Below are 23,746 nucleotides of genomic sequence, written 5' to 3' on the forward strand. Positions count from 1 at the left end.
ATGAAGCGCCTTTCCATCCTCGGGGCCACCGGCTCCATCGGCCACAGTGTCCGGACCCTCCTGGCCGATGCGCCCGGCCTCTATGAGGTGGAAGCGGTGGCCGGCGGGCGGGATGTGCAGGCGCTGGCCGAGACCGCCCGTGCGCTCAATGCGCGCTTCGCCGCCATCGCCGATCCGGCGGCGGGCAGGGCCCTTGCCGATGCGCTGGCCGGCTCCGGCATCGCCAGCGGCGCCGGCCCTTCGGCCCTGATCGAGGCGGCCCAGCGCGAGGCGGACGTGGTGGTGAGCGCCATCGTCGGGGTGGCGGGCCTCGCGCCCACCGTGGCGGCCTTCGCGCCGGGCCGGCGCATCGCGCTGGCCAACAAGGAATGCCTGGTGGCCGCCGGCGCCTTCTTCATGGCCGAGGCGGCGCGGCAGGGCACCGAGATCCTGCCGGTGGACAGCGAGCACAACGCCATCTTCCAGGCGCTGGAGGCCGGCCCGCGCAAGGCGGTGGAGAAGATCACGCTGACGGCCTCTGGCGGCCCGTTCCGGCTCAAGAGCCGGGAGGAGATCGCGCGGGCGGTGCCGAAGGACGCCCTGAAGCACCCCAACTGGTCCATGGGCGCCAAGATCACCATCGATTCGGCGACCCTCATGAACAAGGGCCTCGAACTGATCGAGGCGATGCACCTGTTCGCCTTGCCGCCCGAGCGCTTCGATGCGGTGGTGCATCCCGAGTCGGTGATTCACGGGCTGGTGTCCTTCGTGGACGGGTCGGTGACTGCCGGCCTTGCCATGCCCGACATGTGCGTGCCCATCGCCCATTGCCTGGCCTTCCCGGACCGAATCGCCACCTCCTGCCGCCGTCTGGACCTCGTGGCCCTGGGCCGCCTCACCTTCGAGGCGCCGGACGAGGCCCGCTTCCCGGCGCTGGCGCTCGCCCGCGCCGCCATGGCCGCCGACGGGGTGGCCGCAACCATCCTCAACGCGGCCAACGAGGTGGCGGTGGCCGCCTATCTTGAAGGGCGGATCGGCTTTTACGGCATCACCGATACCGTGGCCGCGACGCTGGACCGCATCAATGGCGGCCCTGCGCCTGCCAGTGTCGCCGATGCCATGGAGGCGGATGCACAGGCGCGACGCGCCGCTGCCGTGCTCTTGCCTAAGTTTTCCGCAAAGGCATCTTAGGATCAGTTTGTCGTCTCACGGGCGGCGGGCTTTTATACCGTTCGTTTGGGCGGGCGATGGTGTTGATGCCGGGTGGCCCGGCAGTATCAGGTCGGCCAAGGCGCGGGACTTCCCCCGTGCCGGGCGCCGTCCGCGGGAGAAGAGGTTCCGATAATGGATGTGCTTTCCGGTCTCGGCGCGCACCTGGGCAGTCTCTCGTCCTCCCTTCTCGGATATATCGTTCCATTCCTGTTCGTTTTGACCCTCGTGGTGTTCTTCCACGAACTCGGTCATTTCTGGGTGGCGCGGCGCGCCGGGGTGAAGGTGCTCACCTTCTCCCTCGGCTTCGGGCCGGAGATCGCCGGCTTCAACGACCGGCACGGCACCCGCTGGCGGCTCGCCGCAGTGCCGCTGGGCGGCTATGTGCGCTTCTTCGGCGACGAGGACGCCGCCTCCACCCCCAATCAGGCACGCCTCGCCGAAATGACCCCGGCCGAGCGGCGCGAGAGCTTCTTTTTCCAGCCGGTGGGCTGGCGGGCCGCCATCGTGGCCGCCGGGCCGATCGCGAACTTCCTCCTCGCCATCGTCATCTTCGCCTTCGTCTTCATGGTGTTCGGCAAGCAGGTGACGGCGCCCCGCGTGGATCAGGTCAACCCCGGCAGCGTGGCGGAGAGCGCCGGCTTCAAGCCCGGCGACCTGGTGCTGGAGATCGACGGCGCCAAGGTGGAGAGCTTCTCCGACATGCAGCGCATCGTCGGCAGCCGTGCGGGGGAGGGGCTCGCCTTCACCATCGTGCGTGGCGACCGGCAGCTCACCTTGACCGCCGTGCCCGAGCTGAAGGAGGTGAAGGACCCCTTCGGCAATGTGCACCGCACCGGCCTGCTCGGCATCTCCCGTTCCCTTGCGGCAGGTGACGTAACCACCCACCGCTACGGTCCCGTTGAAGCCGTTGGCCTGGGTGTCCAGGAAACTTGGTTCGTGGTAACCCGCACCTTCAGCTATCTGGGCGGCCTGATCGCCGGCCGCGAGTCGGCGGACCAGCTGGGCGGACCCATCCGCATCGCCCAGGTGTCGGGGCAGGTTGCGACCTTTGGTATCGGGGCACTTCTGTCTCTGGCAGCAGTGCTGTCCGTTTCTATCGGACTGCTTAACCTCTTTCCCATCCCGCTGTTGGATGGCGGCCACCTTCTGTTCTACGCTTTCGAGGCGATCCGTGGGCGTCCTCTGAGCGCCCGCACCCAGGACATCGGCTTCCGTATCGGCCTTGCGCTGGTGCTGATGCTGATGATTTTCGCGACGTGGAACGACGTGCTGCATATTGCTGCAATGTAAGGGTTTTTGATTTGCCGCACCGGGGTCGTGGCGGGAACGCAACGGTCCTCGGAAAAGGGCAGGCTGGAGGGGCGGTGTTGTTTGCACCGCAGGTAAAAGCCTGTACAAGCGGCAATGCAGGGTGAGAATCCGTCATCGCCCTTCAAGGGCTTCGGGCGGCTTCGAGAACAACGAAATTTCAAGGTTGCGCACCATATGACTGCTTCGCTCCGGGTCTTGAGAAATCTGGCTGCCGCCTTTGGGCTCGCCGCGTGCGTCGCGGGAGTTTCGGTGGCCGGTTCCCTCGTCGTGGCAAGTCCTGCCGCTGCGCAGTCGAGCTCCATCGTCGTCGAGGGCAACCGCCGCGTCGATGCCGAGACCATCCGTTCCTATTTCGGGCCAGGCCCCTACACCGCGGGCAAGGTCGATGAGGCCTGGAAGGCGCTCTACGCCACCGGCCTGTTCTCCGACGTGCAGGTGTCCCAGTCCGGCGGCCGCATCATCGTGCGCGTGTCCGAGAACGAGGTGATCAACCGCGTCGTTTTCGAGGGCAACCGCAAGATCAAGGACGAGGTCCTCGAGGGCGAGATCCAGTCAAAGCCCCGTGGCACCCTCTCCAAGGCCACCGTCCAGGCGGACACCCAGCGCATCATCGAGGTCTACCGGCGGTCCGGCCGCAGCGGCGTGCGCGTCAATCCGGTGACCATCGACCGCGGCAATGGTCGTGTGGACCTCGTGTTCGAGGTCACCGAGGGCGACAAGACCGGCATCAAGGACATCAAGTTCGTTGGCAACAAGGCCTTTTCGGACTGGAAGCTGAAGGATGTCATCTCCACGACCGCCACCAACTGGCTGTCGTTCCTGAAGTCCACCGATGTGTATGATCCGGACCGGGTGAACTCGGACCAGGAATTGCTGCGCCGCTTCTACCTGAAGAACGGCTATGCCGACTTCCGCATCATCGGTGCCTCTGCCGAGATGGATCCCGCCGGCGGCGGCTACACCATCACCTTCACCCTGGACGAGGGCGAGCAGTATCGCTTCGGCAAGGTGGATGTGGTCTCCAATATCCGCGATGTCTCCGGTGAGTCCCTGCGCCGCTCCGTGCGCGCCACCGAGGGGCAGGTCTACAACGCGGAACTGGTCGAGAAGTCGGTCGAGAACCTGACCATCGAGGTGTCGAAGAGCGGCTACGCCTTCGCTCAGGTGCGTCCGCGCGGCGATCGCGACTTCGAGGCCAAGCGCATCAATGTCGTCTTCGTGGTCGAGGAAGGCCCGCGGGTCTACATCGAGCGCATCGAGGTGCGCGGCAACACCCGCACCCGGGACTTCGTGATCCGTCGCGAGTTCGATATCGGCGAGGGCGATGCCTACAATCGCGTGCTGGTCGATCGCGCCGAGCGGCGCCTGCGCAACCTCGGCTACTTCAAGACCGTCAAGATCGTCACCGAGCCCGGCTCCGCGCCCGACCGGGTGATCCTGGTGGTGGACGTGGAAGACCAGCCCACGGGTGAGTTCGCCATCTCCGGCGGCTACTCCACCGCGGACGGCGTCATCGCCGAGGTCTCGCTGGGCGAGAAGAATTTCCTTGGTCGCGGCCAGTACGTGAAGGTGTCCGGCTCCATGGGCGAGAACGCCCAGGGCGCGGAATTCTCCTTCACCGAGCCCTACTTCCTCGGCTATCGCCTTGCGGCCGGCTTCGACCTGTACTGGAAAGAAACCAGCACCACGAGCTACACGCCGTATGGCACCACCACGGTCGGCGGTGGCCTGCGCTTCGGCCTGCCCATCACCGACGAGATCACGCTGGCGCTGCGCTACAATCTCTACCAGCGCGAGATCAATCTCTGTAACGACTACACGGTTGGCACCGTCTATTACGACTACTGCGCCAGCACGACGTCCTGGGCGATCCGCGATGCGGCGGCGCAGGGTGCCACGATTACGTCTGCGATCGGCTACACCCTGTCCTTCAATGGTCTCGACAACAACATGAACCCGACCCAGGGTCTCTATGCCGAGCTCAAGCAGGACTTCGCTGGCGTCGGCGGCGACGTGAACTTCATCCGCACCACCGGTGATATCCGTCACTACACGCCGCTCTGGTTTGACTCGGTGCTCATCCTGCGCACCCAGGCCGGCTATGTGAGCTCCTGGGGCAATGACAATCTGGACGTGCTCGACAATTTCTACATGGGTCCGAACCTGGTGCGTGGCTTCGCCCCATCCGGCATCGGCCCGCGTGACGGCGCGCCCTGCGCTGCGACCAACGCCAGTTCGCCCATTGGCTACAGCTGCACCAGCAACGAGCTGAATGCGCTGGGTGGTACCACCTATTGGGGTGTCTCTGCGGAAATTCAGTTCCCCTTCGCCTTCCTGCCTAAGGATATCGGCATGAAGGGCGCCATCTTCGCCGATGCCGGCTCGCTGTTCGATTACGGCGGACCGACCGAATTCCCGGGTGTGTATAATTCCTTTACCAATCCCAATGCTTCGCCGCCCTGGTCGGGGAACAACTACTATGGGAACCCAAACTTCGTGACTTGCCCTGCTGGATCTAAGAACGCGGCTGGCAACGTCTGCGTGTACGACGACAACACGATCCGCTCGTCCATCGGCGCCAGCCTGATCTGGCAGTCGCCCTTCGGACCGCTGCGCTTCGACTATGCGTGGGTGCTGTCGCAGGCGTCCTACGACCGGACCCAGGCGTTCCGCTTCTCCGGCGGCACGCGCTTCTGATCCCGATCCTGCAAGGCGGGCGCCGGAGGGTGGTGGCTTCGGCCCCAACCTCCGGCGCCCGCCGCGTTCTTAGCGCCCGGGCATATCCTTCCCATGAGCCATGACGTTTTCTTCCCGCTTCCGGCGCCCCTCACCCTCGCGGAGGCGGCGGCCCTCAGCGGGGCGCGGCTCGCCGTCGCCGATGAGGCGCAGGCCGCCGAGCTGGGCGCGCGCACCATCAAGGGCGTCGGCACCCTGGAGACAGCGGGACCGGACGAGCTCGCCTTCTGCGATACGGTCCAGTTCGCCGAGAAGCTCGGTGCCGTGCGGGCCGGTGCGGTCATCACGTCGGAGCGGTTTGCGGCCAAGGCGCCCCCCGGCCTGACGCTACTCATTGCGGCGCGGCCCGCGGCGGCCTTTCTCGCCGTCACCCGCACCCTCTTCCCCGCAGCCCTCAAGCCGCTGTCCATCTTCGGCCAGGACGGCGTCGCGCCGGGCGCGCAGGTGCATCCGAAAGCACGACTCGAGGACGGCGTGACGGTGGATCCTGGCGCCGTGATCGGGCCCGGTGCGGAAATCGGCGCGGGCACCGTGGTCTGTGCGGGGGCCATCATCGGTCCGCATGTCCGCATCGGCCGCAACTGCGCCATCGGGCCCGGTGCCAGCATCATCCACGCGTTTCTTGGCAACGGCGTGATCATCCATGGCGGCGCGCGCATCGGCTCGGATGGCTTTGGCTACCAGCCGAGCCCCAAGGGCCATGTGAAGGTGCCGCAGATCGGCCGGGTGGTGATCCAGGACGACGTGGAAATCGGCGCCAACACCACCATCGACCGCGGCGCCCTGACCGATACGGTCATCGGCGAGGGCACCAAGATCGACAATCTGGTGCAGATCGCCCACAACGTGGTGACCGGCCGGCATTGCATCATCGTGTCCCAGACCGGTATTTCGGGGTCCACCACGCTCGGGGATTTCGTGATGCTGGGCGGCCAGGTGGGCGTGGTCGGCCATGCCACCATCGGCACCGGCGCGCAGATCGCCGCGTCCAGCAACGTGAAGGGCGACGTGCCACCCGGCGTGCGCTGGGGCGGCACGCCGGCCAAGCCTGTCCGTGAATGGTTCCGCGAGGTGACGACCCTCAAGCGCCTCGCCGCGGCCAGCGCCCGGCGGGACGGCAATGACGGGGAAGGGGAAGGATCGGGGGAATGAACGATACGACGTCCGCCGCCGAAGGTGCGGCGCCGAAGGTGCTCGCCAGCGCCGACATCCTCAAGGTGCTCACCTGCCTGCCCCATCGCTATCCGTTCCTGATGGTGGATCGGGTTGAGCTGATCGACGGCGACCTCTCCTGCGTCGGCATCAAGAATGTGACGGCCAACGAGCCGCACTTCCAGGGTCATTTCCCCGGCAACCCGGTGATGCCCGGCGTCCTCATCATCGAGGGCATGGCGCAGACCGCAGGCGTCGTCTGCGTGCTCGGCAAGGACAGCGAGAAGCCCTCTCTGGTCTATTTCATGACCATCGACGAGGCGAAGTTCCGCCGCCCGGTCGTGCCGGGCGACGTGCTCGAATATCACATGACGCGCATCTCCCGCCGCCGCAATATGTGGTGGTATCGAGGTGAGGCCAAGGTGCGCGGCGAGATCGTCGCACAGGCCAAGGTGGGCGCCATGATCATGGAGAACAGCTAGTGGCGAAGATCGACCCCACCGCTCGGGTGGAAAACCCGGCGGGCCTTGCGGATGATGTGGAGATCGGCCCCTACGCAGTTCTCGGTCCGGATGTGGTGCTCCAGGAGGGTGTCAAGCTCCTCGCCCATGTGAACATCCAGGGCGCCACCACCATCGGCGCGCGCACCACGGTCTTTCCTTTCGCCTCCCTCGGCACGGCGCCGCAGTCGGTGCACTACAAGGGCGAGCGCACCGAACTGTTCATCGGCTCCGACTGCATCATCCGCGAGCACGCCACTGCCAGCATCGGCACGGCGGGCGGCGGCGGCGTTACCCGCATCGGCAACGGCGTCATGATGATGACGGGATCCCATGTGGGCCACGACTGCATGGTGGGCGACAGCGTCATCTTCGCCAACAATGCGGTTCTGGGCGGCCATGTGAGCGTGGGCGAGTTCACCTTTCTGGGCGGGCAGTGCGCGGTGCACCAGTTCACCCGCATCGGCGCCCAGTGCATGATTTCCGGCCTCACCGGCGTGCGCGAGGATGTGATCCCCTTCGGCAATGTGCTCGGCCAGGCCGGCAAGCTGGTGGGCCTCAACGTCATCGGCATGAAGCGCCGCGGCTTTTCCAAGTCCGACCTGCACGCGGCGCGGGCGGTCTATCGCGATCTCTTCTTCGGCGAGGGCACGTTCGAGGCCCGGCTCGAGACCGTGCGCGAACAGGCGGAGACTTCGGCCTTCGCCGCGGCCGTGGTGAGTTTCATCGACGCTGACCGCAAGCGGCCGATCTGCCAGCCCTCGCGGGGCGTCATCAAGGAGGAGTGAGGCGTGAGCCTTCCAGGGCAGAACGGGCAGGGGCCGGTGCCTGGCCCGGGCGCCCTGAAGGCCGCGGGCATGGCTGCGGAGGATCGGGGGCCGGCCGGCAGGGGTCCCGTGGGCATCGTCGCCGGCGGCGGCGCCTTTCCCGCGGCGGTCGCCGAGGCGGTCATCGGGCAGGGCCGGGAGGTGCTGCTCCTCCTCATTCGCGGGTTCGCCGATCCGGCGCTGGAGCGCTATCCCCACCAGTGGTTTCGCCTGGGCTCGCTGGGCTCCGTCACCGCCATGGCCAGGGCGCGGGGCGTGCGCGACGTGGTGATGGTGGGTGCGCTCACCCGTCCGCGCGTGTCCGATCTCGGCTTCGACTGGACCATGCTGCGCCTGTTGCCGCGCATCGCCCGGCTGTTCCGCGGCGGTGACAACCATCTGCTGTCCGGCGTGCTCGGGCTGGTGGCGGAGCAGGGCTTCAACCTCGTCGGTGCCCACGAGGTTGCCCCCGGCCTGCTGCTGCCGCAAGGCGTGCTCGGTGCGCGGGGCCCCTCGGCGCAGGACCGGCAGGACATGGCCCGCGGGCTCGATGTCATCCGCACCCTCGGGCCGTTCGACGTGGGGCAGGGGGTGATCGTGGTGGATGGCTTCGTCGCGGCGGTGGAGGCGGCGGAAGGCACCGACCAGATGCTTGCGCGATACGGCGAGATGCGCCGCACCGGCCGCCTGCGTTTTCACGCGGGGCGCGGCGTGCTGGTGAAGGCGCCCAAGCCGGGGCAGGACCGGCGGGTGGACCTGCCCTCCCTCGGACCTGCCACGGTGGCGCGCGCGGCCGAAGCGGGCCTCGCCGGCATCGCCTTCGAGGCGGGCGGCGCCATCGTGCCCGACGTGCAGGCGCTGGTGGCCGGAGCCGATGCCGCCGGCCTGTTCATTTTCGGCATGGGCCGGAGCAGCCAGACGTGAGCGGGCAATCATGAGGGAAGAGGGGGAGAAGGCGCTCCGCGTCTTCATGGTCGCGGGCGAGGAATCCGGCGACCAGCTCGGTGGGGCGCTGATGGAGACGCTCCATGCCGCGGCGCCGGGCATCGCGTTTCGCGGCGTGGGCGGCCGGCGCATGGAGGCGGCGGGGCTGGCGAGCCTCTTTCCAATGGAGGACCTCACCGCCATCGGCATCGCCGCCGTGCTGGGCAAGCTGCCCACCATCCTGCGGCGGCTGCGGGAGACGGTGGCCGCGGTGCTCGCCGATCCGCCCGATGTGCTGGTGCTGGTGGATGCGCCGGATTTCACCCACCGTGTCGCCGCGCGGGTGCGGGCGGCAAATCCCGACATCCCCATCGTGAAATATGTGTCCCCCACCGTGTGGATCTGGCGGCCGGGACGGGCGGCGGCCATGCGGCCGCACGTGGATGCGCTGCTGGCGCTGCTGCCGTTCGAGCCGGAGGTGCATCGCCGCCTCGGCGGGCCGCCCACCTTCTATGTGGGCCATCCGCTGCTGGAGCGGCTGGCCGAGTTGCGCCCCTCCGAGGCAGAGGCCCGGCGCCGCAGCGAACAGCCGCCCCTGGTGCTGGTGCTGCCGGGAAGCCGGCGTCGCGAGATCGTCCGGCTCGGGGCGGACTTCGGCGCCGCGCTGGCGCGGGTGGGCCGGACGCGGCCCATGGACCTCGTGCTTCCCACCCTGCCGCACCTGGAACCGCTGGTGCGCCAGACCATTGCCTCCTGGCCGCTGAAGCCGCGCATCGTCACCACGGACGCCGAGAAATACGCTGCCTTCCGCAGCGCGCGCGCCGCACTCGCGGCATCGGGAACGGTCACCCTGGAACTGGCACTGGCCGGCATTCCCCATGTGGCGGCCTACCGCGTGGGGTGGATCGAGGCCCAGATCGCACGGCGCGTGCTGCAGGGCACCACCGTCATCCTCGCCAATCTGGTGGCGGGGGAAGATGTGGTGCCGGAATTCCTGCAGGAATATCTGACGGTGCCGGTGCTCGCCGACGCCCTCGACAAGGTCATCGGCGACACGCCCGAGCGGGCACAGCAGGCCGCCACCTTCGCCCGGTTCGATGGCATTTTCGGGATCTCCGGGCCGAGCCCCAGTGCGCGGGCGGCCGAAGTGGTGCTGCGCCTCGCCCGCGGCGGGCGTCCCGGTGCGCTGCCGGCGGCCTGAAAAGACCATCTCCGCCTGCGCGCATTTTAAAGACTGGTGCACAAACGAAAAGCGCGGCCCAGGGGCCGCGCTTTCCTCGTTTCAACCGGCCGTGATGATCGGCCTCCGGATCATTTACGCCTGAACAATCACTTGCGCTTGGACATGGCGATATAATCGCGCTGGGCGGCGCCGGTGTAGAGCTGACGGGGACGGCCGATGCGCTGGCCCGGATCCTCGATCATCTCCTTCCACTGGCCGATCCAGCCCACCGTGCGCGCGAGGGCGAACAGCACGGTGAACATGGTGGTGGGGAAGCCCATCGCCTTCAGGGTGATGCCCGAATAGAAGTCGATGTTCGGATAGAGCTTCTTTTCGATGAAATAGTCATCGGAGAGCGCGATGCGCTCCAGCTCCACCGCGACGTCCAGAAGCGGATCGTCCTTGATGCCGAGTTCGCCCAGCACTTCATGGCAGGTCTGCTGCATGATCTTGGCGCGCGGGTCGTAGTTCTTGTAGACACGGTGGCCGAAGCCCATGAGGCGGAAGGGGTCGTTCTTGTCCTTCGACCGCTTGATGTATTCCGGGATGCGGTCCACATGGCCGATCTCGGTGAGCATCTTGAGGGCCGCCTCGTTGGCGCCGCCATGGGCGGGGCCCCACAGGCAGGCGATGCCGGCCGCGATGCAGGCGAAGGGATTGGCGCCGGAGGAGCCGGCGAGGCGCACCGTGGAGGTGGAGGCGTTCTGCTCGTGATCGGCATGGAGGATAAAGATCTTATCCATTGCCTTCGCGAGAATGGGGTTCACCTTATAGTCTTCGCACGGAACGGCGAAGCACATATTCAGGAAATTGGCCGTGTAGTCGAGTTCATTCTTGGGATAAACAAACGGCTGACCGATGGAATATTTGTAGGCCATGGCCGCCAGCGTCGGCATCTTCGCGATCATGCGGATCGATGCGATCAGGCGCTGGGTGGGATCAGAAATATCGGTAGAGTCGTGATAGAAGGCGGAGAGCGCGCCGACGGACGCCACCATGATCGCCATGGGGTGGGCGTCGCGGCGGAAGCCCTGGAAGAAGCGCGTCATCTGCTCGTGAACCATCGTGTGACGGGTCACGGAGAGGTCGAACTCGGCCTTCTGGGCCGCGGTCGGCAGTTCGCCGTAAAGCAGGAGATAGCAGGTCTCGAGGAAGTCGCCGTTCTCCGCGAGCTGCTCGATGGGGTAGCCGCGATAGAGCAGCACGCCCTCATCACCATCGATATAGGTGATCTTGCTTTCACACGAAGCGGTGGAGGTAAAGCCGGGGTCATAGGTGAACAGCCCGGTCTGGCCGTAGAGCTTCGAGATATCGACCACGTCGGGGCCAATGGTCCCTTCGTGGATCGGAAGGTCCCAGCTCTTCTCCCCCAAGCTCAGCTTGGCCGCTTTTGCCCCGGTATTGGTGGTGGCGTCCATGGATCCCTCATCCTTTGGGCGGACAAGAACCGGAAATCCACGCGGGCCCGGAGGTGGCAATCCGGTTTCCCCGAGTGGCAAGTCCGTCCCCGCTCTGGCGTCTTCGCGAATGCGAAGCTGCCGTGAAGCAGTCCTAAACCCTCCCCATTCCTGCCGCAAGCGTGACCATGCTTCATTGCCGGGCAGTCCGGCGAATCTCTGCAATGGCAAGGTCTTCCGGTGTGTTCACATTGAAGAAGGGGTCTTCCGGCTCACTGTCCCACACCTCTGTTACGGCGTTCAGGGCATCCATGAGAAGCCCGACTTTCAGCCGTCCCGCCTCAAGGCTCTCCCGCAGCGCGGTGCGCGCCGAGGCCGGCCAGAGGGCGATCACCGGATGGCGCCGGCCCAGGGAACCGGCGCAGACCACGCCTCCCGTCTCCGCCTGCCGCTGCTGGAGGCGCGCGGCGAGATCGGACGGCAGGAAGGGCGTGTCGGCCGGGACGGTGAGAAGGCTCGCGTGCGCATCCTCGGCTGCCAGCCGTTCCAGGCCCGCCAGCACGCCCGCCAGCGGGCCGGGATAGCCGGCAATGGTGTCAGGGACCAGGTCGCAGCCGAGGCCGGCATAGGCGTCGGCACCGCTGTTGGCGTTGATCCAGAGCTGGCCGACCTGCGGCCGCAGGCGCGCAATCACATGGGCGATGAGCGGCGTGCCGCCGAGTTGCACCAGTGGCTTCTGCGGTGCGCCGTGGGCGGGGGCGTCCATCCGCCGGCCGAGGCCGCCGGCGAGGATCAGGGCATGGGGCGGGCGAAAGGGGCTCATGCCCCTTCATAAAGCGCGGTCGGTCGAGAGCAAAACGACTCCGTTGCGCTTTCGCGCCGTCGGCCTCGGGCGCCGGGACGCACGCCCGCCTGTGAAACGAAAACGCCCGGCATGGGGCCGGGCGTTTCGGATTGCATAGCGGCCTCGGCCGCTTGAAGCCTCAGTCCGCGACGGCGGGCGGCGGGGTGAGGCCGAGGCGGCGCGGCACCACCGCGAGCTTGGCGCCGACGGACCGCCAGAAGGCGACCTGGTTGAAGCGCGAGGGCTCGAAGGCGCCGATGAGGGCGGCGGCAACGAAGGGCAGGCTCTGCACCATCAGCGCGATGCCATAGAGGTTGATCTCGCGGATATGGCGCCAGTCGTTCTTGGTGAGCGCCACGCCCGGCCAGTTGTTCAGCACCAGCAGCGCGATGCCGGCGAGCAGCAGCAGGCCGCCCAGCGTCGCCTCCGGCAGGGCCGGGAAGGACCGGGCCGCACCGGCCAGCCAGTTGTTGCCCTTGGCGGTGCGGGCGAAGGCGAGGTCCTTGTAGCGGAAGCCGTCGAGCACCGCCTTGGCCACCGTGTACTGCACCGCGCTCGCCGCCACCGCCGCGCCCAGCATGCGCAGGGGCGTGGTCTCCACCCTCAGCCGGTAGAGGCTGACGAAGTGCATCAGGTAGACGAGGAAGGTGATCAGGATCGGCAGGGTGAGCACATGGGCCGGCACCGACACGCCGAACAGCAACACGAAGGGCACGAAGGCCAGCGAGGCGATGGCCATGGCGGCACCCACCGATTCCGAGCCGAGCCAGGAAATCCAGCCGAGGACGAAGTGGCGCTTCTGGGCCGTGGTCAGGCGCGAGCGGTTGGGCAGGAACTTGCGCCAGTGCTTCTTGATGATCTGGAAGCCGCCGTAGGCCCACCGGTGACGCTGCTTCTTGAAGGACTCGAACGAGTCGGGCAGCAGGCCGTAGCCGTAGCGCTTGCGGGTATAGTGGGTCTTCCAGCCGTTCTCGGCGATGGTCAGGCCGAGGTCGGTATCCTCGCAGATGGTGTCGGAGGACCAGTTGCCGGCCTCCAGCATGGCCGCGCGGCGGATGAGGCACATGGTGCCGTGCACCACGATGGCGTCGTCCTCGTTGCGCTGGACCATGCCGATGTCGAAGAAGCCGGCATATTCCGCGTTCATGGCCTCGTGCAGCAGGCTGCGGTCGGCATCGCGATGGTCCTGGGGCGCCTGGATGAGACCCACGGTGGGGTCGTCGAACACCGGCACCAGCTCCTTCAGCCAGTCGGGCGTCACCACATAGTCCGCGTCGATCACGCCGATGATCTCGGCGTCCGGGGCGGTGGCGTCGAGGGCGATGCGCAGGGCGCCGGCCTTGAAGCCCGCCACCTTCTCCGCATTGATGAACCTGAAGCGCTCGCCCAGCGTCGCGCAATGCTCGCGCACTGGCTCCACCATCGCCGGGTCCGGCGTATTGTTGACGATGATGATGGCCTCGAAGTTGGGATATTCGAGCGCCGCCAGGGCATCGATGGTCTGCTTCAGCATCTCCGGCGGCTCGCGGTAGGCGGGCACGTGGATGGAGACCTTGGGGAAGCGCGAGGGCACCGCGGGCACGACGGCCTTCTGCGCATCGATCAGGCGGCGCGGGCCGCTGCCGAAGGCGATCGCCGCCATTTCCTCGATGCGGTAGAGCAGCACGAAGACGAGGGGCACCAGCATCACCACGCTCAGGGCCAGGGTGACGTAGTCGCCGCCGGTGACATAGTGGTTGAGCCAGTAGTCCACCACCAGGGCCAGCCAGGCCGCGACGCCGTTGGCGGCGCCGGCGAGCACGAGGCCCTGCGACATGGTCAGCTCACGCATGCGCAGCAGCGGCAGGGTGAACAGGACGCCGAGCAGCAGCGCCAGGATGGTGGTCTGGTTGTAGGTGTGGTCGTAGATCGGGCCGCTGAGCGGGAACTTCAGGTCGCGGTCGGCGTCGAACACGCCCCAGTACTGGCCGACCGAGCCTTCGTTCTGCTTCTTGGGCAGGTCGAACGCCTCGATGATGTTGTACTCGATGCCCAGCGCGTCGGCGCGGGCCACGAAATCGCGGATGATCATGGCCTGGGCCAGCGGATCGGGCACCGAGGCGCCGCGGTTGTAGCCGTGGGAGGGCCAGCCGAACTCGCCGATCACGATGCGCTTGCCGGGATAGGCGGCGCGCAGGCGGTTGTAGGCATTGATGGTGAAATCGACCACCTGGTCCGCCGGCACGTCCTCCCAGTAGGGCAGGATGTGGGCGTAGATGAAGTCCACGGAGGAGGCGACCTTCGGGTGGTCGAGCCAGGTGTTCCAGATTTCGCCGGTGGTCACCGGCACGTTCACCTGCCGCTTCACCCGGCGGATGGTCTCGGCCAGTTCGTCGTCGGTCATGTCGGCGCGCAGCAGGGTCTCGTTGCCGACGACCACGGCCTCGACGTTGCGGTTCTCGCGCGCGATCTTGACGGCGCTCTCGATCTCGCGGTCGTTGCCTTCTTTGACGGGGACCATCTCGTCGGTCTTCTTGTCCCGCACCAGGATGAGTTCGCCCGTCTTCGGGTCGGTCTGCTTGTTGAGCCAGGCGCCGACGGTCGCGCGCAGGCCCTGCTCGCCGGCGATGGGGGCGATCAGTTCCTTGCCGTTGGTGGAGGAATAGGTACGCACGCCCCGCGAGTAGGGCGCCACCACCTGCATGTCGGAGCGGATCTGCGCGGCGTTGGTGGGGGCCTCACCCTCCGGGCTCATGTCCCGGCTGAAGGGTGCGAAGGACAGGCTCTGGAAGCGGTCCGTGATATTCGGAGCGCTCACCTCGGGACGCAGGGATAGCCACATTGCGGCGTGGATCGAGGTCACAACCGCAATGACCGCTGCCGCAGCAGCAAGACCGGGACGCATGGCGATGCCCACCCTAGAGGGGAAGTGGAACCGGGAACGCCGGCTGACGGCGAAGGGTTCCGGGAAACGGCTTCGGGGCACCCTTTCGACCTGCCCCCGCGGTCGGCAATGCAGCATGAACGACCAAATTACGCTGCACCGCGTCGAGACACTAACATGCTCACTGCTGGAGATAAATCCCGATCGTGGCGCCGCTGGGACGCCGTTGCGTCAACGCCATGATCGGGCGGTGATCTTATTGTTGCGCGGGCGCCGGTGCGGCGGGCTGCGGGGCCGCCGCGATATAGTCCGGGTTGACCCAGCACTGGTGCACCCGGCCGCCGAGACGCTCCTGCGCCTTGGGATCGATGTTGCCCTGCCGCACCAGGCAGCGGAAGGCAAACTTCAGGTGCTCGGTGGGGCAGCCGAACTGCTGGTACATTTCAAGATGGCGGCGCGCGGTGTCGATGTCGTCGCGCCACAGCAGTGCGGCGATCCGCCGCCCGGTCCAGACGCATTCCGGCAGGCCGGCGGTCCCCGGCAGCTTGGCCGCCTCGGTGAACTCCTCCACCGAGCGGCGCTGGGCTTCGGCGGCGGCTTTCTGCTCCGGCGTCAGCTGCTCCGCGGCGGGCTTCTGATCGGCCGGCTGATTCTGGGCGGCGGCCGGCGAAAGGCAGGCGAAGACGATGGCGGCCGCAAGGAGCGGAAGTCGAAAGCGTTGCATGAGGGCCATTTTCTCAGAGGAACGCGGAGAGAACCGCAGCGACACGTTAGGAGAAGGGCGTGAATTTGTCAGCATGACGGCGCCGCGGATGTTGCGATGCCGTTGCGGCGCCCGCGGCTGCGGGAAGGCTTCACACCGCCGGTGCAAGGCTCTATGTGGCGGCGGGGTCCCTCGTCTCGTCTGGAGTTTCGATGCCTTCCTCCGTGCGGCTGCCCGTGGTGCTCGCGCTCGTGGTGGCCGGCCTCATCGCCGGCCTCTGGACCCTGCTCGGCCGGCCCGTGGCCATGCCACCCTCGCCGCTGGCGCAGGGCGAGAAGCTGCCGTGCGTGTCCTATGCCCCGTTCCGCGACGGCCAGTCGCCGTTCCAGAAGGGGCTGGTGATATCGGAAGCCCAGATCGACGAGGATTTCGCCCGCCTCGCAAAAATCACCGCCTGCGTGCGCACCTATTCCATCGAGATGGGGCTCGACAAGGCGCCGGCCATCGCCCGCAAGCACGGCCTCACCATGCTGCTCGGCATCTGGCTGGGGCCGGACGTGGACCGCAACCGTGTCGAGCTGGACACCGGCATCCGCCTCGCCCAGGAAAACCAGGACGTGGTGAAGGCCGTGGTGGTGGGCAACGAGGTGCTGCTGCGCGGCGAGATGTCCGCCACCGAGTTGGCCAGCACCATCGCCGGCGTGAAGCGCCAGGTTGCCCCGGTTCCGGTCACCTATGCCGATGTGTGGGAATTCTGGGAGCGTAACAAGGGCCTGACCGAGAATGTGGATTTCGTCACCATCCACATCCTGCCCTATTGGGAGGACCTGCCGGTCTCCGCCGCCGAGGCCGGGCCCCATGTGGACGAGATCCGCCAGCGCATGGCCGAGGCCTTTCCCGGCAAGGAAATCCTGATCGGCGAGACCGGCTGGCCCAGTGCCGGCCGCATGCGCGAGGAGGCGTTGCCCTCGCCCTCCAACCAGGCGCGGGTGATGCACGACGTGGTGGCGCTGGCCAAGCGCCAGGGCTACCGCGTCAACGTCATCGAGGCCTTCGACCAGCCGTGGAAGCGCCGCAGCGAGGGCACCGTGGGCGGCCACTGGGGCATTATCGACGCCACGGCCCGCATGCCGAAATTCGCCTGGGGACAGCCGGTGGAGGATTATCCCGGCTGGCGCATGCATATTGCCGTGGGCCTGGTGGTGGTGGCGGGCGCCTTCGCCAGCGCCTTCGCCGCGGGCCGCAGGCGCGAGGATGGACTGCAGACGCGGGACTGGCTGGCGGTGGCGGGAACAGCCTTGTTGGGAGGCGCGAGCCTCGGCGCCGCCATTTCCGCCATGCCACTGGAAAGCCTCGGCGTCTTCGGCTGGCTGCGCAACGGCCTGCTGCTTGCCATCGCGGCGGCGAGCCTGATCGTGATGCCGGCGGTGATCGGGCGGGGCCAGGGGCTGGCGCCGTTCTCGGTGGCGCTCGATGCCCGCCGCTGGGCGGTGTCCTCGGGCGCGGCCATCGCCGCCGCGCTGATGCTGGCCCTCGCCACCGTGGCCGTGGGATCGGTGGCGTTCGAGCTGGTGTTCGACCCGCGCTACAAGGACTTCCCGGTGTTTCCGCTCACCGCCATCGTGGCGGCGGTCTGCGCGCCCATGCTGGTGCGCCGCGCCGAGCGGGACGGGGCGGGCCTCGGCGAGGTCATCGCCACCTGGGGGCTGCTGGTGGCGGGCGTCTACGTGCCGCTCAACGAGACGCTCTCCAACTGGCAGGCGGCCTGGTTCGGTGCGCTCTGCCTCGTCCTTTCCTTCACGCTGTGGCGGGTCCAGGCCGTGCAAAGGAAAGGATAAGCATCATCGCCGCCAGCGCGCCGGCCACCTCGTTGTGGAACACCAGCGCGAAGGCGGAGAACACCATGCCCACGCTGAAGGTGGCGAGGCCCGGCGCCATGAGCTGGATCAGCGCCACCACCAGCGCCACCGCCCCGAACACGTTCCACAGCGACAGCGCCAGCACCGCCGCGCGGCCATAGCAGGCGGCGCTTTCCAGCCCGGCCTCGCAGGCCAGCGAAACCAGCGTCGGCTCCACCACCATGTAGCGCATGTAGAGCGCCCACCCCACGGCGCCCATGCCCAGCGGGATCAGCCAGTTGAGCGTGTGCGGGCCGGGGCGGAAGAGCGGGCGCTCGGAATAGGGGATGTTCGGCATTCAAGGTCTCTTCGGCCGGCGGAACGGAGCATGCTCCTTATGAAATGGCGCCGGACGGGTCCAGTGGCAAGGCGGGCGGCATAGCCGGGATAGGTCAGCCGGGATGGCGCATGCCGCTGAGCCGGGGTAAGGGACAGCGCTTCGCCGAGGAGGGGTTAGAATGAGTGACCGGAGCCTGCTCGTTGTGGTTCTCGCGGCCGGGGAGGGCACCCGCATGGCCTCGCGGCTGCCGAAGGTGCTGCACAAGGTCGCCGGCCGAACCATGCTGCACCACGTATTGGCCGCCACCCGCGCCGCCGGCGCCACCCGCACTGCGGTCGTCGTCGGCCCCGGCCGGGAGGATGTCGCCGCCGAGGTGCGCAGGATCGTTCCCGATGCGGAGGTGTTCGAGCAGACCGAGCGCCTGGGCACCGCCCACGCCGTCCTCGCCGCCCGCGCCGCGCTGGAGAAAGGCGCCGACGATGTGCTGGTGCTCTATGCCGACACGCCCCTGGTGCGGCCGGAAACCCTCGGCCTGCTGCGCGCGCCGCTCAAGGCCGGCGCGGCGGTGGCGGCCCTCGGCTTCGAGCCCGCAGACCCCACCGGCTACGGCCGCCTCGTGACGGCCGGCGACGAACTCGTCGCCATCCGCGAGGAGAAGGACGCGAGCCCGGCGGAAAGGGCGGTTCGCTTCTGCAATGCCGGCCTCATGGCGCTGGCCGGCGCCCACGCCATCGGCATTCTGGAGCGCATCGGTAATGCCAATGCCAAGGGCGAATATTATCTCACTGACGCGGTGGAGATCGCCCGTGCCGACGGGCTGTCCGCCGTGGCTGCCCGCGCGGATGCGGACGAGGTGGCCGGCGTCAACAGCCGGGTGCAGCTCGCCGAGGCGGAAGCCATCCTGCAACGCCGCCTGCGCCTTGCCGCCATGGCCGGCGGCGCCACGCTGGTGGCCCCGGAGACGGTGTTCCTGTGCGCCGACACGGTGCTGGGACGCGACGTGATCGTGGAGCCCCACGTGGTGTTCGGCCCGGGGGTGAGCATCGGCGATGACGTGGTCATCCATTCCTTCTGCCACCTGGAGGGCGCGCGGCTGGAATCGGGGGTCACCATCGGCCCCTATGCGCGGCTGCGGCCGGGCACCCAGCTCGATTCGGGGGTGCGCATCGGCAATTTCGTGGAGACCAAGGCGGCTCACATTGAAAGCGGCGCCAAGGTGAACCACCTGTCCTATGTGGGCGATGCCCATGTGGGGGCGGACGCCAATCTGGGTGCCGGCACCATCACCTGCAACTACGACGGCTTCGGCAAGTACCGCACCGAGATCGGGGCAGGGGCCTTCATCGGCGTGAATTCCGCGCTGGTCGCGCCCGTGACCATCGGGAAGGGCGCCTTTGTCGGCACCGGTGCCGTCATCACCTCGGACGTGCCGGACGATGCCCTCGCCATCGCCCGCAGCAGGCAGGTGGTGAAGGAAGGCTGGGCGCGGGAGTTTCGCGCCGCGCGCGCCAAGAGCCCTGGCAAGCCGAAGGGCTGAGCCTGCTCTTCGGACCTGTCCTGACAGGAAGCGAAAGCGGAAGTGATGCCGTCCGGGCTTGAGCGAACGGGCGGGAACGGTCCATTCAGCTTTGGAGTGGACCTTGGGGTTAGACCTTGGGGCCTGGGCGGGCGCCGACCTTTGGCGACCGGAACAAGCGGAGCTTTTGTGCATGTGCGGCATCGTCGGCATTCTCGGGAAGGGCGCTGTCGCGGACAAGGTGGTGGAGGCGCTCCGCCGCCTCGAATATCGCGGCTATGATTCCACCGGCATCGCGACCCTCGAGAACGGCCACCTGGAGGTGTGCCGGGCCGAAGGCAAGCTGCGGCACCTGGAAACCAAGCTGGACCGGCACCCGCTCAACGGTCATTCGGGCATCGGCCACACCCGCTGGGCCACCCACGGCAAGCCCTCCGAGCGCAATGCCCATCCCCATGGCACCAAGCGCGTGGCGGTGGTGCACAACGGCATCATCGAGAATTTCCGCGAACTGAAGCTGGAACTGGAAGCCCAGGGCGTCAGCTTCAAGAGCGACACCGACACCGAGATCGTCGCCCAGCTGGTGGACCGCGAACTGCTCGCCGGCCACGAGCCGGTGGCGGCGGTGGCCGCGGTGCTGCCGCGCCTGAAGGGCGCCTTCGCCCTCGCCTTCCTGTTCGACGGCAAGACCGACCTGTTGATCGGCGCCCGCCGCGGCTCGCCGCTCGCCATCGGCTTCGGCAAGGGGGAGATGTTTCTCGGCTCGGACGCCATCGCGCTGGGCCCGTTCACGGACACCATCGCCTATCTGGAAGAGGGCGACTGGGCCGTCCTCACCCGCGAGGGCGTCCAGATCCGCGACGAGACCGGACGACTGGTGGAGCGCACCATCCAGAAGGTGCCCGCCGGCGCCATGCTGGTGGACAAGGGCAACCATCGCCACTTCATGGCGAAGGAGATCTACGAGCAGCCGGAGGTCATCTCCCACACCTTCGGCCATTATCTGGACCTCGCCGCCGAGACCGTGACCCTGCCCGAGCTGCCGTTCGACCCCAAGGCGGTGACCAACATCTCCATCACCGCCTGCGGCACGGCGCTCTATGCCGGCGCGGTGGCGGAATACTGGTTCGAGCGGTTCGGGCGGGTGCCGGTCTCCACCGACATCGCCTCCGAGTTCCGCTACCGCGAGACGCCGCTGACGCCGGACGGCATCACCATCGTCATCTCCCAGTCGGGCGAGACGGCGGATACGCTGGCCTCCCTGCGCTACGCCAAGGAGTGCGGGCAGAAGGTGGTGGCCGTGGTGAACGTGCCCACCTCCACCATCGCCCGCGAGGCGGACGTGGTGCTGCCCATCCTGGCCGGGCCGGAGATCGGGGTGGCCTCCACCAAGGCCTTCACCTGCCAGCTGGCGACGCTGGCCTGCCTCGCGGTCGCCTTCGGCCGGGCCAAGGGCGTGCTGGGCGAGGAGGACGAGCACAAATTGGTGCGCGCCTTCATGGAAGTGCCGCGCCTGATGACCGAGGCGCTGAAGCTCTCGCCCGAGATCGAGGTTCTGGCCCGCACCCTCGCCAAGGCGCGGGACGTGCTCTATCTCGGCCGCGGCACCAATTACCCGCTGGCTCTCGAAGGGGCGCTGAAGCTCAAGGAAATCTCCTACATCCACGCCGAGGGCTATGCCGGCGGCGAGCTGAAGCACGGCCCCATCGCCCTCATCGACGAGAAGATGCCCGTGGTGGTGATCGCCCCCCACGACCGCATCTTCGACAAGACCGTCTCCAACATGGAGGAGGTGGCGGCGCGCGGCGGCCGCATCATCCTCGTCACCGACCCGCTGGGCGCAGCGGCGATCGACGTGGGCGCGGTGCAGAAGCTGATCCTGCCGGAAATGCCCTCCACCGTGTGCCCCATGGTCTATTCCATCCCGGTGCAGCTGATCGCCTATCACACGGCGGTCATCATGGGCACGGACGTGGACCAGCCGCGCAACCTCGCCAAGTCGGTGACGGTGGAATAGGGGGCGGCGAAAGGCTCAGCGGTTCGGCCGGCTCGCCACGAACACCGCGAGGGCGATGAACACCACGCCCTGCACCGCCAGAAGCAGCGTCGGCGCGCCGAAATACCATGAGCCGGTGAAGGTGCCGACGAAGCTCGACAGGGCGAACAGCTTCACCATCGGTGGGATGGCTCCGGTTTTGCGCCAGCTCACCACGCCCGGGCCGAGCCAGCGGTGGTTCAACAGCCACGCCTCGAAGCGCGGCGAAGACCGCGTGAAACACCAGGCGGCGAGGATCAGGAACACCGTTCCCGGCAGCATGGGCACCACCATGCCGATGACGCCGATGACGAGAAAGACGATGCCCGCCGCAAACAGCAGCTTCTGGTAGATGGCCGCGCGCGACCACATACGCGCCGTCAGCCGCTCGCTTTCCGACCGATGCGGGAGGCCAGGGGGCGTTGGAGCGCCGGAGGTGTCCGGATCAGGCATCATGGCCGGACCATGGCCTCTCATCCGGCCGAGAGCAAGCGCATGGCCCCGTCGCGCTCGGCCAAGTGCAGCAGGGTGTGGAGCGGGCCGGACCGAGGTGCCGCAAGGTCAGGATCGCCCCTGACGCATTGGGCCGCGGCGTCCCGCGCCGCCTCCACCTCGCCGGAATGGAATTCGAGGCGCGCGGTGCGGAAGCCCGGCATGCCGCTTTGCCGGGTGCCGAGCACGTCGCCCTCGCCGCGCAGGCGCAGATCCTCCTCGGCGAGGCGGAAGCCGTCCTGGCTCTCGCGCAGGATGGCGAGGCGCGCCTTCGCCGTCTCGCCCAGGGGCGCGCGATAGAGCAGGAGGCAGACGGAGGGCTTGTCGCCGCGCCCCACCCGCCCGCGCAGCTGGTGGAGCTGGGCGAGGCCGAAGCGTTCCGCGTGCTCGATGACCATGACGGTGGCCTCGGGCACGTTCACCCCCACCTCGATGACGGTGGTGGCCACCAGCAGCCTTGTCTCGCCCGAGGCGAAGCGGGCCATGGCCTCGTCCTTGGCCGCCCCGGACATGCGGCCGTGCACCAGTCCCACCTTGTCGCCGAAGATGGATTTCAGCACCTCGAACCGCTCGGTGGCGGCGGCGAGGTCCGAGGTGTCGGTCTCCTCCACCAGCGGGCAGATCCAGTAGGCGCGGGCACCGGACGACAGGGCCCGGCCGGCCGCCGCCACCACCTCGTCCAGCCGGTCGAGGGGGATGGCGCGGGTGTCGATGGCCTGCCGGCCCGGCGGCTTCTCGCGCAGTTCGCTCGAATCCATGTCGCCGAACAGGGTGAGGACCAGGGTGCGCGGGATGGGGGTGGCGGTCATCACCAGCATGTCCACCGCCTCTCCCTTGCGGGCGAGGGCGAGGCGCTGTTCCACGCCGAAGCGGTGCTGCTCGTCCACCACCACCAGGGCGAGGTCGCGGAAGATCACGTCGTCCTGGATCAGGGCATGGGTGCCGACCACGATGTCGGTGCGGCCGTGCTGCAGCTCGGTGAGCACCGCCGTGCGGGCGCGCCCCTTCTCCCGCCCGGTGAGCACGCTGACGGACAGGCCCGCCGCCTCGGCCAGGGGCGCGATGGTCTCGTGATGCTGGCGGGCGAGGATTTCCGTGGGCGCCATGAGGGCGGTCTGACGGCCGGCCTCGGCCACGGTGGCGGCCGCCATCAGCGCCACCACGGTCTTGCCGGAGCCCACGTCGCCCTGCAGCAGCCGCAGCATGCGGGTATCGGCGGCAAGATCGGCGCGGATGGCCGCCACCGCCTGCTCCTGCCCGCCCGTGAGGCGGAAGGGCAGGGCGGAAAGAAGCCGGGCGCTGATGTGCCCGTCGCCCATGGTGGCGCGGCCGCCGGCCTTCTCCTCCTGCGCCCGCAGCAGGGCGAGGGTGATCTGGTGGGCGAACAGCTCGTCGAAGGCGAGCCGCCGCCATGGCCCGCCGGCCGGGGTCGCCTCATGGGGATTGGCCGGCCGGTGGACCCGCGCCAGCGCCTCCCGGAAGGCGGGCCAGCCGCGTTCCGCAAGGAGGTCCGCCGGGATCCATTCGGGCAGTTCCGGCACGCGCTGGAGCGCGGCCTCCATGGCGCGGCGCACATGGCCGGCGGCGAGGCCCTCCACCAGCGGGTAGACCTGCTCCACCGCCGGCAGCCTGGCGAGGCCCGCCGCATCGAGCACGCGGTCGGGATGGGTCATCTGCCGCATGCCGTCATAAAGCGAGATGCGCCCGCACAGCCAGCGGGTCTGCCCCACGGGCAGCATGTGCTCCAGCCGCGCCGGGTCCATCTTGAAATGCACCAGCACCATGTCGCCGGAGGCATCCGACACATAGGTGCGGTGGGGCGCGCGGCTGCCGCTGTCTCTTATACACCTCTCCGAGCCCACCAGACCTCTCTACA

Annotated in this window: 18 protein-coding genes; 11 read left to right on the top strand and 7 right to left on the bottom strand. The window is 68.0% G+C overall.

The genetic code is table 11. The annotated features are described in order from the left end of the window. From dxr to lpxB, 8 genes are all read left to right on the top strand, one after another. Complete coding sequence (gene dxr / locus K9U41_RS05670; RefSeq protein WP_282639883.1) at positions 1 to 1,170, top strand: 1-deoxy-D-xylulose-5-phosphate reductoisomerase; 1,170 nt, start codon at positions 1 to 3, stop codon at positions 1,168 to 1,170. A gap of 153 nt (positions 1,171 to 1,323) precedes the next feature. Beyond that, positions 1,324 to 2,481, top strand: coding sequence for an RIP metalloprotease RseP (gene rseP, locus K9U41_RS05675; RefSeq protein WP_282639884.1), 1,158 nt, complete (start codon positions 1,324 to 1,326; stop codon positions 2,479 to 2,481). A 195-nt stretch (positions 2,482 to 2,676) separates the two neighbouring features. Continuing rightward, complete coding sequence (gene bamA / locus K9U41_RS05680) at positions 2,677 to 5,199, top strand: outer membrane protein assembly factor BamA (RefSeq protein ID WP_282639885.1); 2,523 nt, start codon at positions 2,677 to 2,679, stop codon at positions 5,197 to 5,199. Positions 5,200 to 5,292: 93 nt separating this feature from the next. Then, positions 5,293 to 6,390 carry a UDP-3-O-(3-hydroxymyristoyl)glucosamine N-acyltransferase gene (lpxD, locus tag K9U41_RS05685; RefSeq protein ID WP_282639886.1) on the top strand — a complete coding sequence of 366 codons (1,098 nt, stop codon included), beginning with the start codon at positions 5,293 to 5,295 and terminating at the stop codon, positions 6,388 to 6,390. Then, positions 6,387 to 6,872, top strand: coding sequence for a 3-hydroxyacyl-ACP dehydratase FabZ (fabZ, locus tag K9U41_RS05690; protein ID WP_282639887.1), 486 nt, complete (start codon positions 6,387 to 6,389; stop codon positions 6,870 to 6,872). Before lpxD ends, fabZ begins: the two co-directional genes overlap by 4 nt. After that, positions 6,872 to 7,678 (top strand): acyl-ACP--UDP-N-acetylglucosamine O-acyltransferase, encoded by an 807-nt coding sequence (gene lpxA / locus K9U41_RS05695; RefSeq protein ID WP_282639888.1) that lies wholly within the window; start codon positions 6,872 to 6,874, stop codon positions 7,676 to 7,678. The genes fabZ and lpxA overlap by 1 nt, the downstream gene beginning before the upstream one ends. A 3-nt stretch (positions 7,679 to 7,681) precedes the next feature. Beyond that, positions 7,682 to 8,620 (top strand): LpxI family protein, encoded by a 939-nt coding sequence (locus K9U41_RS05700; protein WP_282639889.1) that lies wholly within the window; start codon positions 7,682 to 7,684, stop codon positions 8,618 to 8,620. A gap of 10 nt (positions 8,621 to 8,630) precedes the next feature. Next, positions 8,631 to 9,821, top strand: a complete 1,191-nt coding sequence (lpxB, locus tag K9U41_RS05705; RefSeq protein ID WP_282639890.1) for a lipid-A-disaccharide synthase — start codon at positions 8,631 to 8,633, stop codon at positions 9,819 to 9,821. Between the two features lie 128 nt (positions 9,822 to 9,949). On the opposite strand, the gene gltA is transcribed toward lpxB, so the two are convergent. The 4 genes from gltA to K9U41_RS05725 all read right to left on the bottom strand — a co-directional run bounded on the left by gltA (position 9,950) and on the right by K9U41_RS05725 (position 15,679). Beyond that, a complete protein-coding gene (gene gltA / locus K9U41_RS05710) occupies positions 9,950 to 11,260 on the bottom strand; it encodes a citrate synthase (protein WP_282639891.1) in 1,311 nt (436 codons plus the stop codon). A gap of 172 nt (positions 11,261 to 11,432) precedes the next feature. After that, positions 11,433 to 12,062, bottom strand: coding sequence for a molybdenum cofactor guanylyltransferase MobA (gene mobA, locus K9U41_RS05715; protein WP_282639892.1), 630 nt, complete (start codon positions 12,060 to 12,062; stop codon positions 11,433 to 11,435). 160 nt (positions 12,063 to 12,222) lie between these two features. After that, positions 12,223 to 14,967, bottom strand: a complete 2,745-nt coding sequence (locus K9U41_RS05720; RefSeq protein WP_432715733.1) for a glycosyltransferase — start codon at positions 14,965 to 14,967, stop codon at positions 12,223 to 12,225. Positions 14,968 to 15,202: 235 nt separating this feature from the next. Then, complete coding sequence (locus K9U41_RS05725; protein WP_282639894.1) at positions 15,203 to 15,679, bottom strand: hypothetical protein; 477 nt, start codon at positions 15,677 to 15,679, stop codon at positions 15,203 to 15,205. Between the two features lie 182 nt (positions 15,680 to 15,861). Between K9U41_RS05725 and K9U41_RS05730 the strand changes: the two genes are divergently transcribed. Further along, positions 15,862 to 17,487, top strand: a complete 1,626-nt coding sequence (locus K9U41_RS05730; RefSeq protein WP_282639895.1) for a glycosyl hydrolase family 17 protein — start codon at positions 15,862 to 15,864, stop codon at positions 17,485 to 17,487. Here the strand turns inward: K9U41_RS05730 and K9U41_RS05735 are convergent. Beyond that, positions 17,447 to 17,845 carry a hypothetical protein gene (locus K9U41_RS05735; protein ID WP_282639896.1) on the bottom strand — a complete coding sequence of 133 codons (399 nt, stop codon included), beginning with the start codon at positions 17,843 to 17,845 and terminating at the stop codon, positions 17,447 to 17,449. The two genes, K9U41_RS05730 and K9U41_RS05735, sit on opposite strands and share 41 nt — an antisense overlap. A gap of 160 nt (positions 17,846 to 18,005) precedes the next feature. On the opposite strand from K9U41_RS05735, the gene glmU reads away from it, so the two are divergent. Together glmU and glmS are read left to right on the top strand one after the other, a co-directional pair. Beyond that, positions 18,006 to 19,364 carry a bifunctional UDP-N-acetylglucosamine diphosphorylase/glucosamine-1-phosphate N-acetyltransferase GlmU gene (gene glmU, locus K9U41_RS05740; RefSeq protein ID WP_282639897.1) on the top strand — a complete coding sequence of 453 codons (1,359 nt, stop codon included), beginning with the start codon at positions 18,006 to 18,008 and terminating at the stop codon, positions 19,362 to 19,364. Positions 19,365 to 19,536: 172 nt separating this feature from the next. Next, positions 19,537 to 21,360, top strand: coding sequence for a glutamine--fructose-6-phosphate transaminase (isomerizing) (gene glmS, locus K9U41_RS05745; RefSeq protein ID WP_282639898.1), 1,824 nt, complete (start codon positions 19,537 to 19,539; stop codon positions 21,358 to 21,360). A gap of 15 nt (positions 21,361 to 21,375) precedes the next feature. On the opposite strand, the gene K9U41_RS05750 is transcribed toward glmS, so the two are convergent. Next, on the bottom strand, positions 21,376 to 21,750 hold the full coding sequence (locus K9U41_RS05750; protein ID WP_282639899.1) for a YbaN family protein: 375 nt from the start codon (positions 21,748 to 21,750) through the stop codon (positions 21,376 to 21,378). A gap of 101 nt (positions 21,751 to 21,851) precedes the next feature. Continuing rightward, positions 21,852 to 23,732, bottom strand: coding sequence for an ATP-dependent DNA helicase RecG (gene recG / locus K9U41_RS05755; RefSeq protein ID WP_282639900.1), 1,881 nt, complete (start codon positions 23,730 to 23,732; stop codon positions 21,852 to 21,854). Positions 23,733 to 23,746: the final 14 nt, after the last annotated feature.

It is taken from the genome of Xanthobacter autotrophicus (genome assembly GCF_029991245.1).
GTDB classification, from domain to species: Bacteria; Pseudomonadota; Alphaproteobacteria; order Rhizobiales; family Xanthobacteraceae; genus Xanthobacter; species Xanthobacter autotrophicus_C.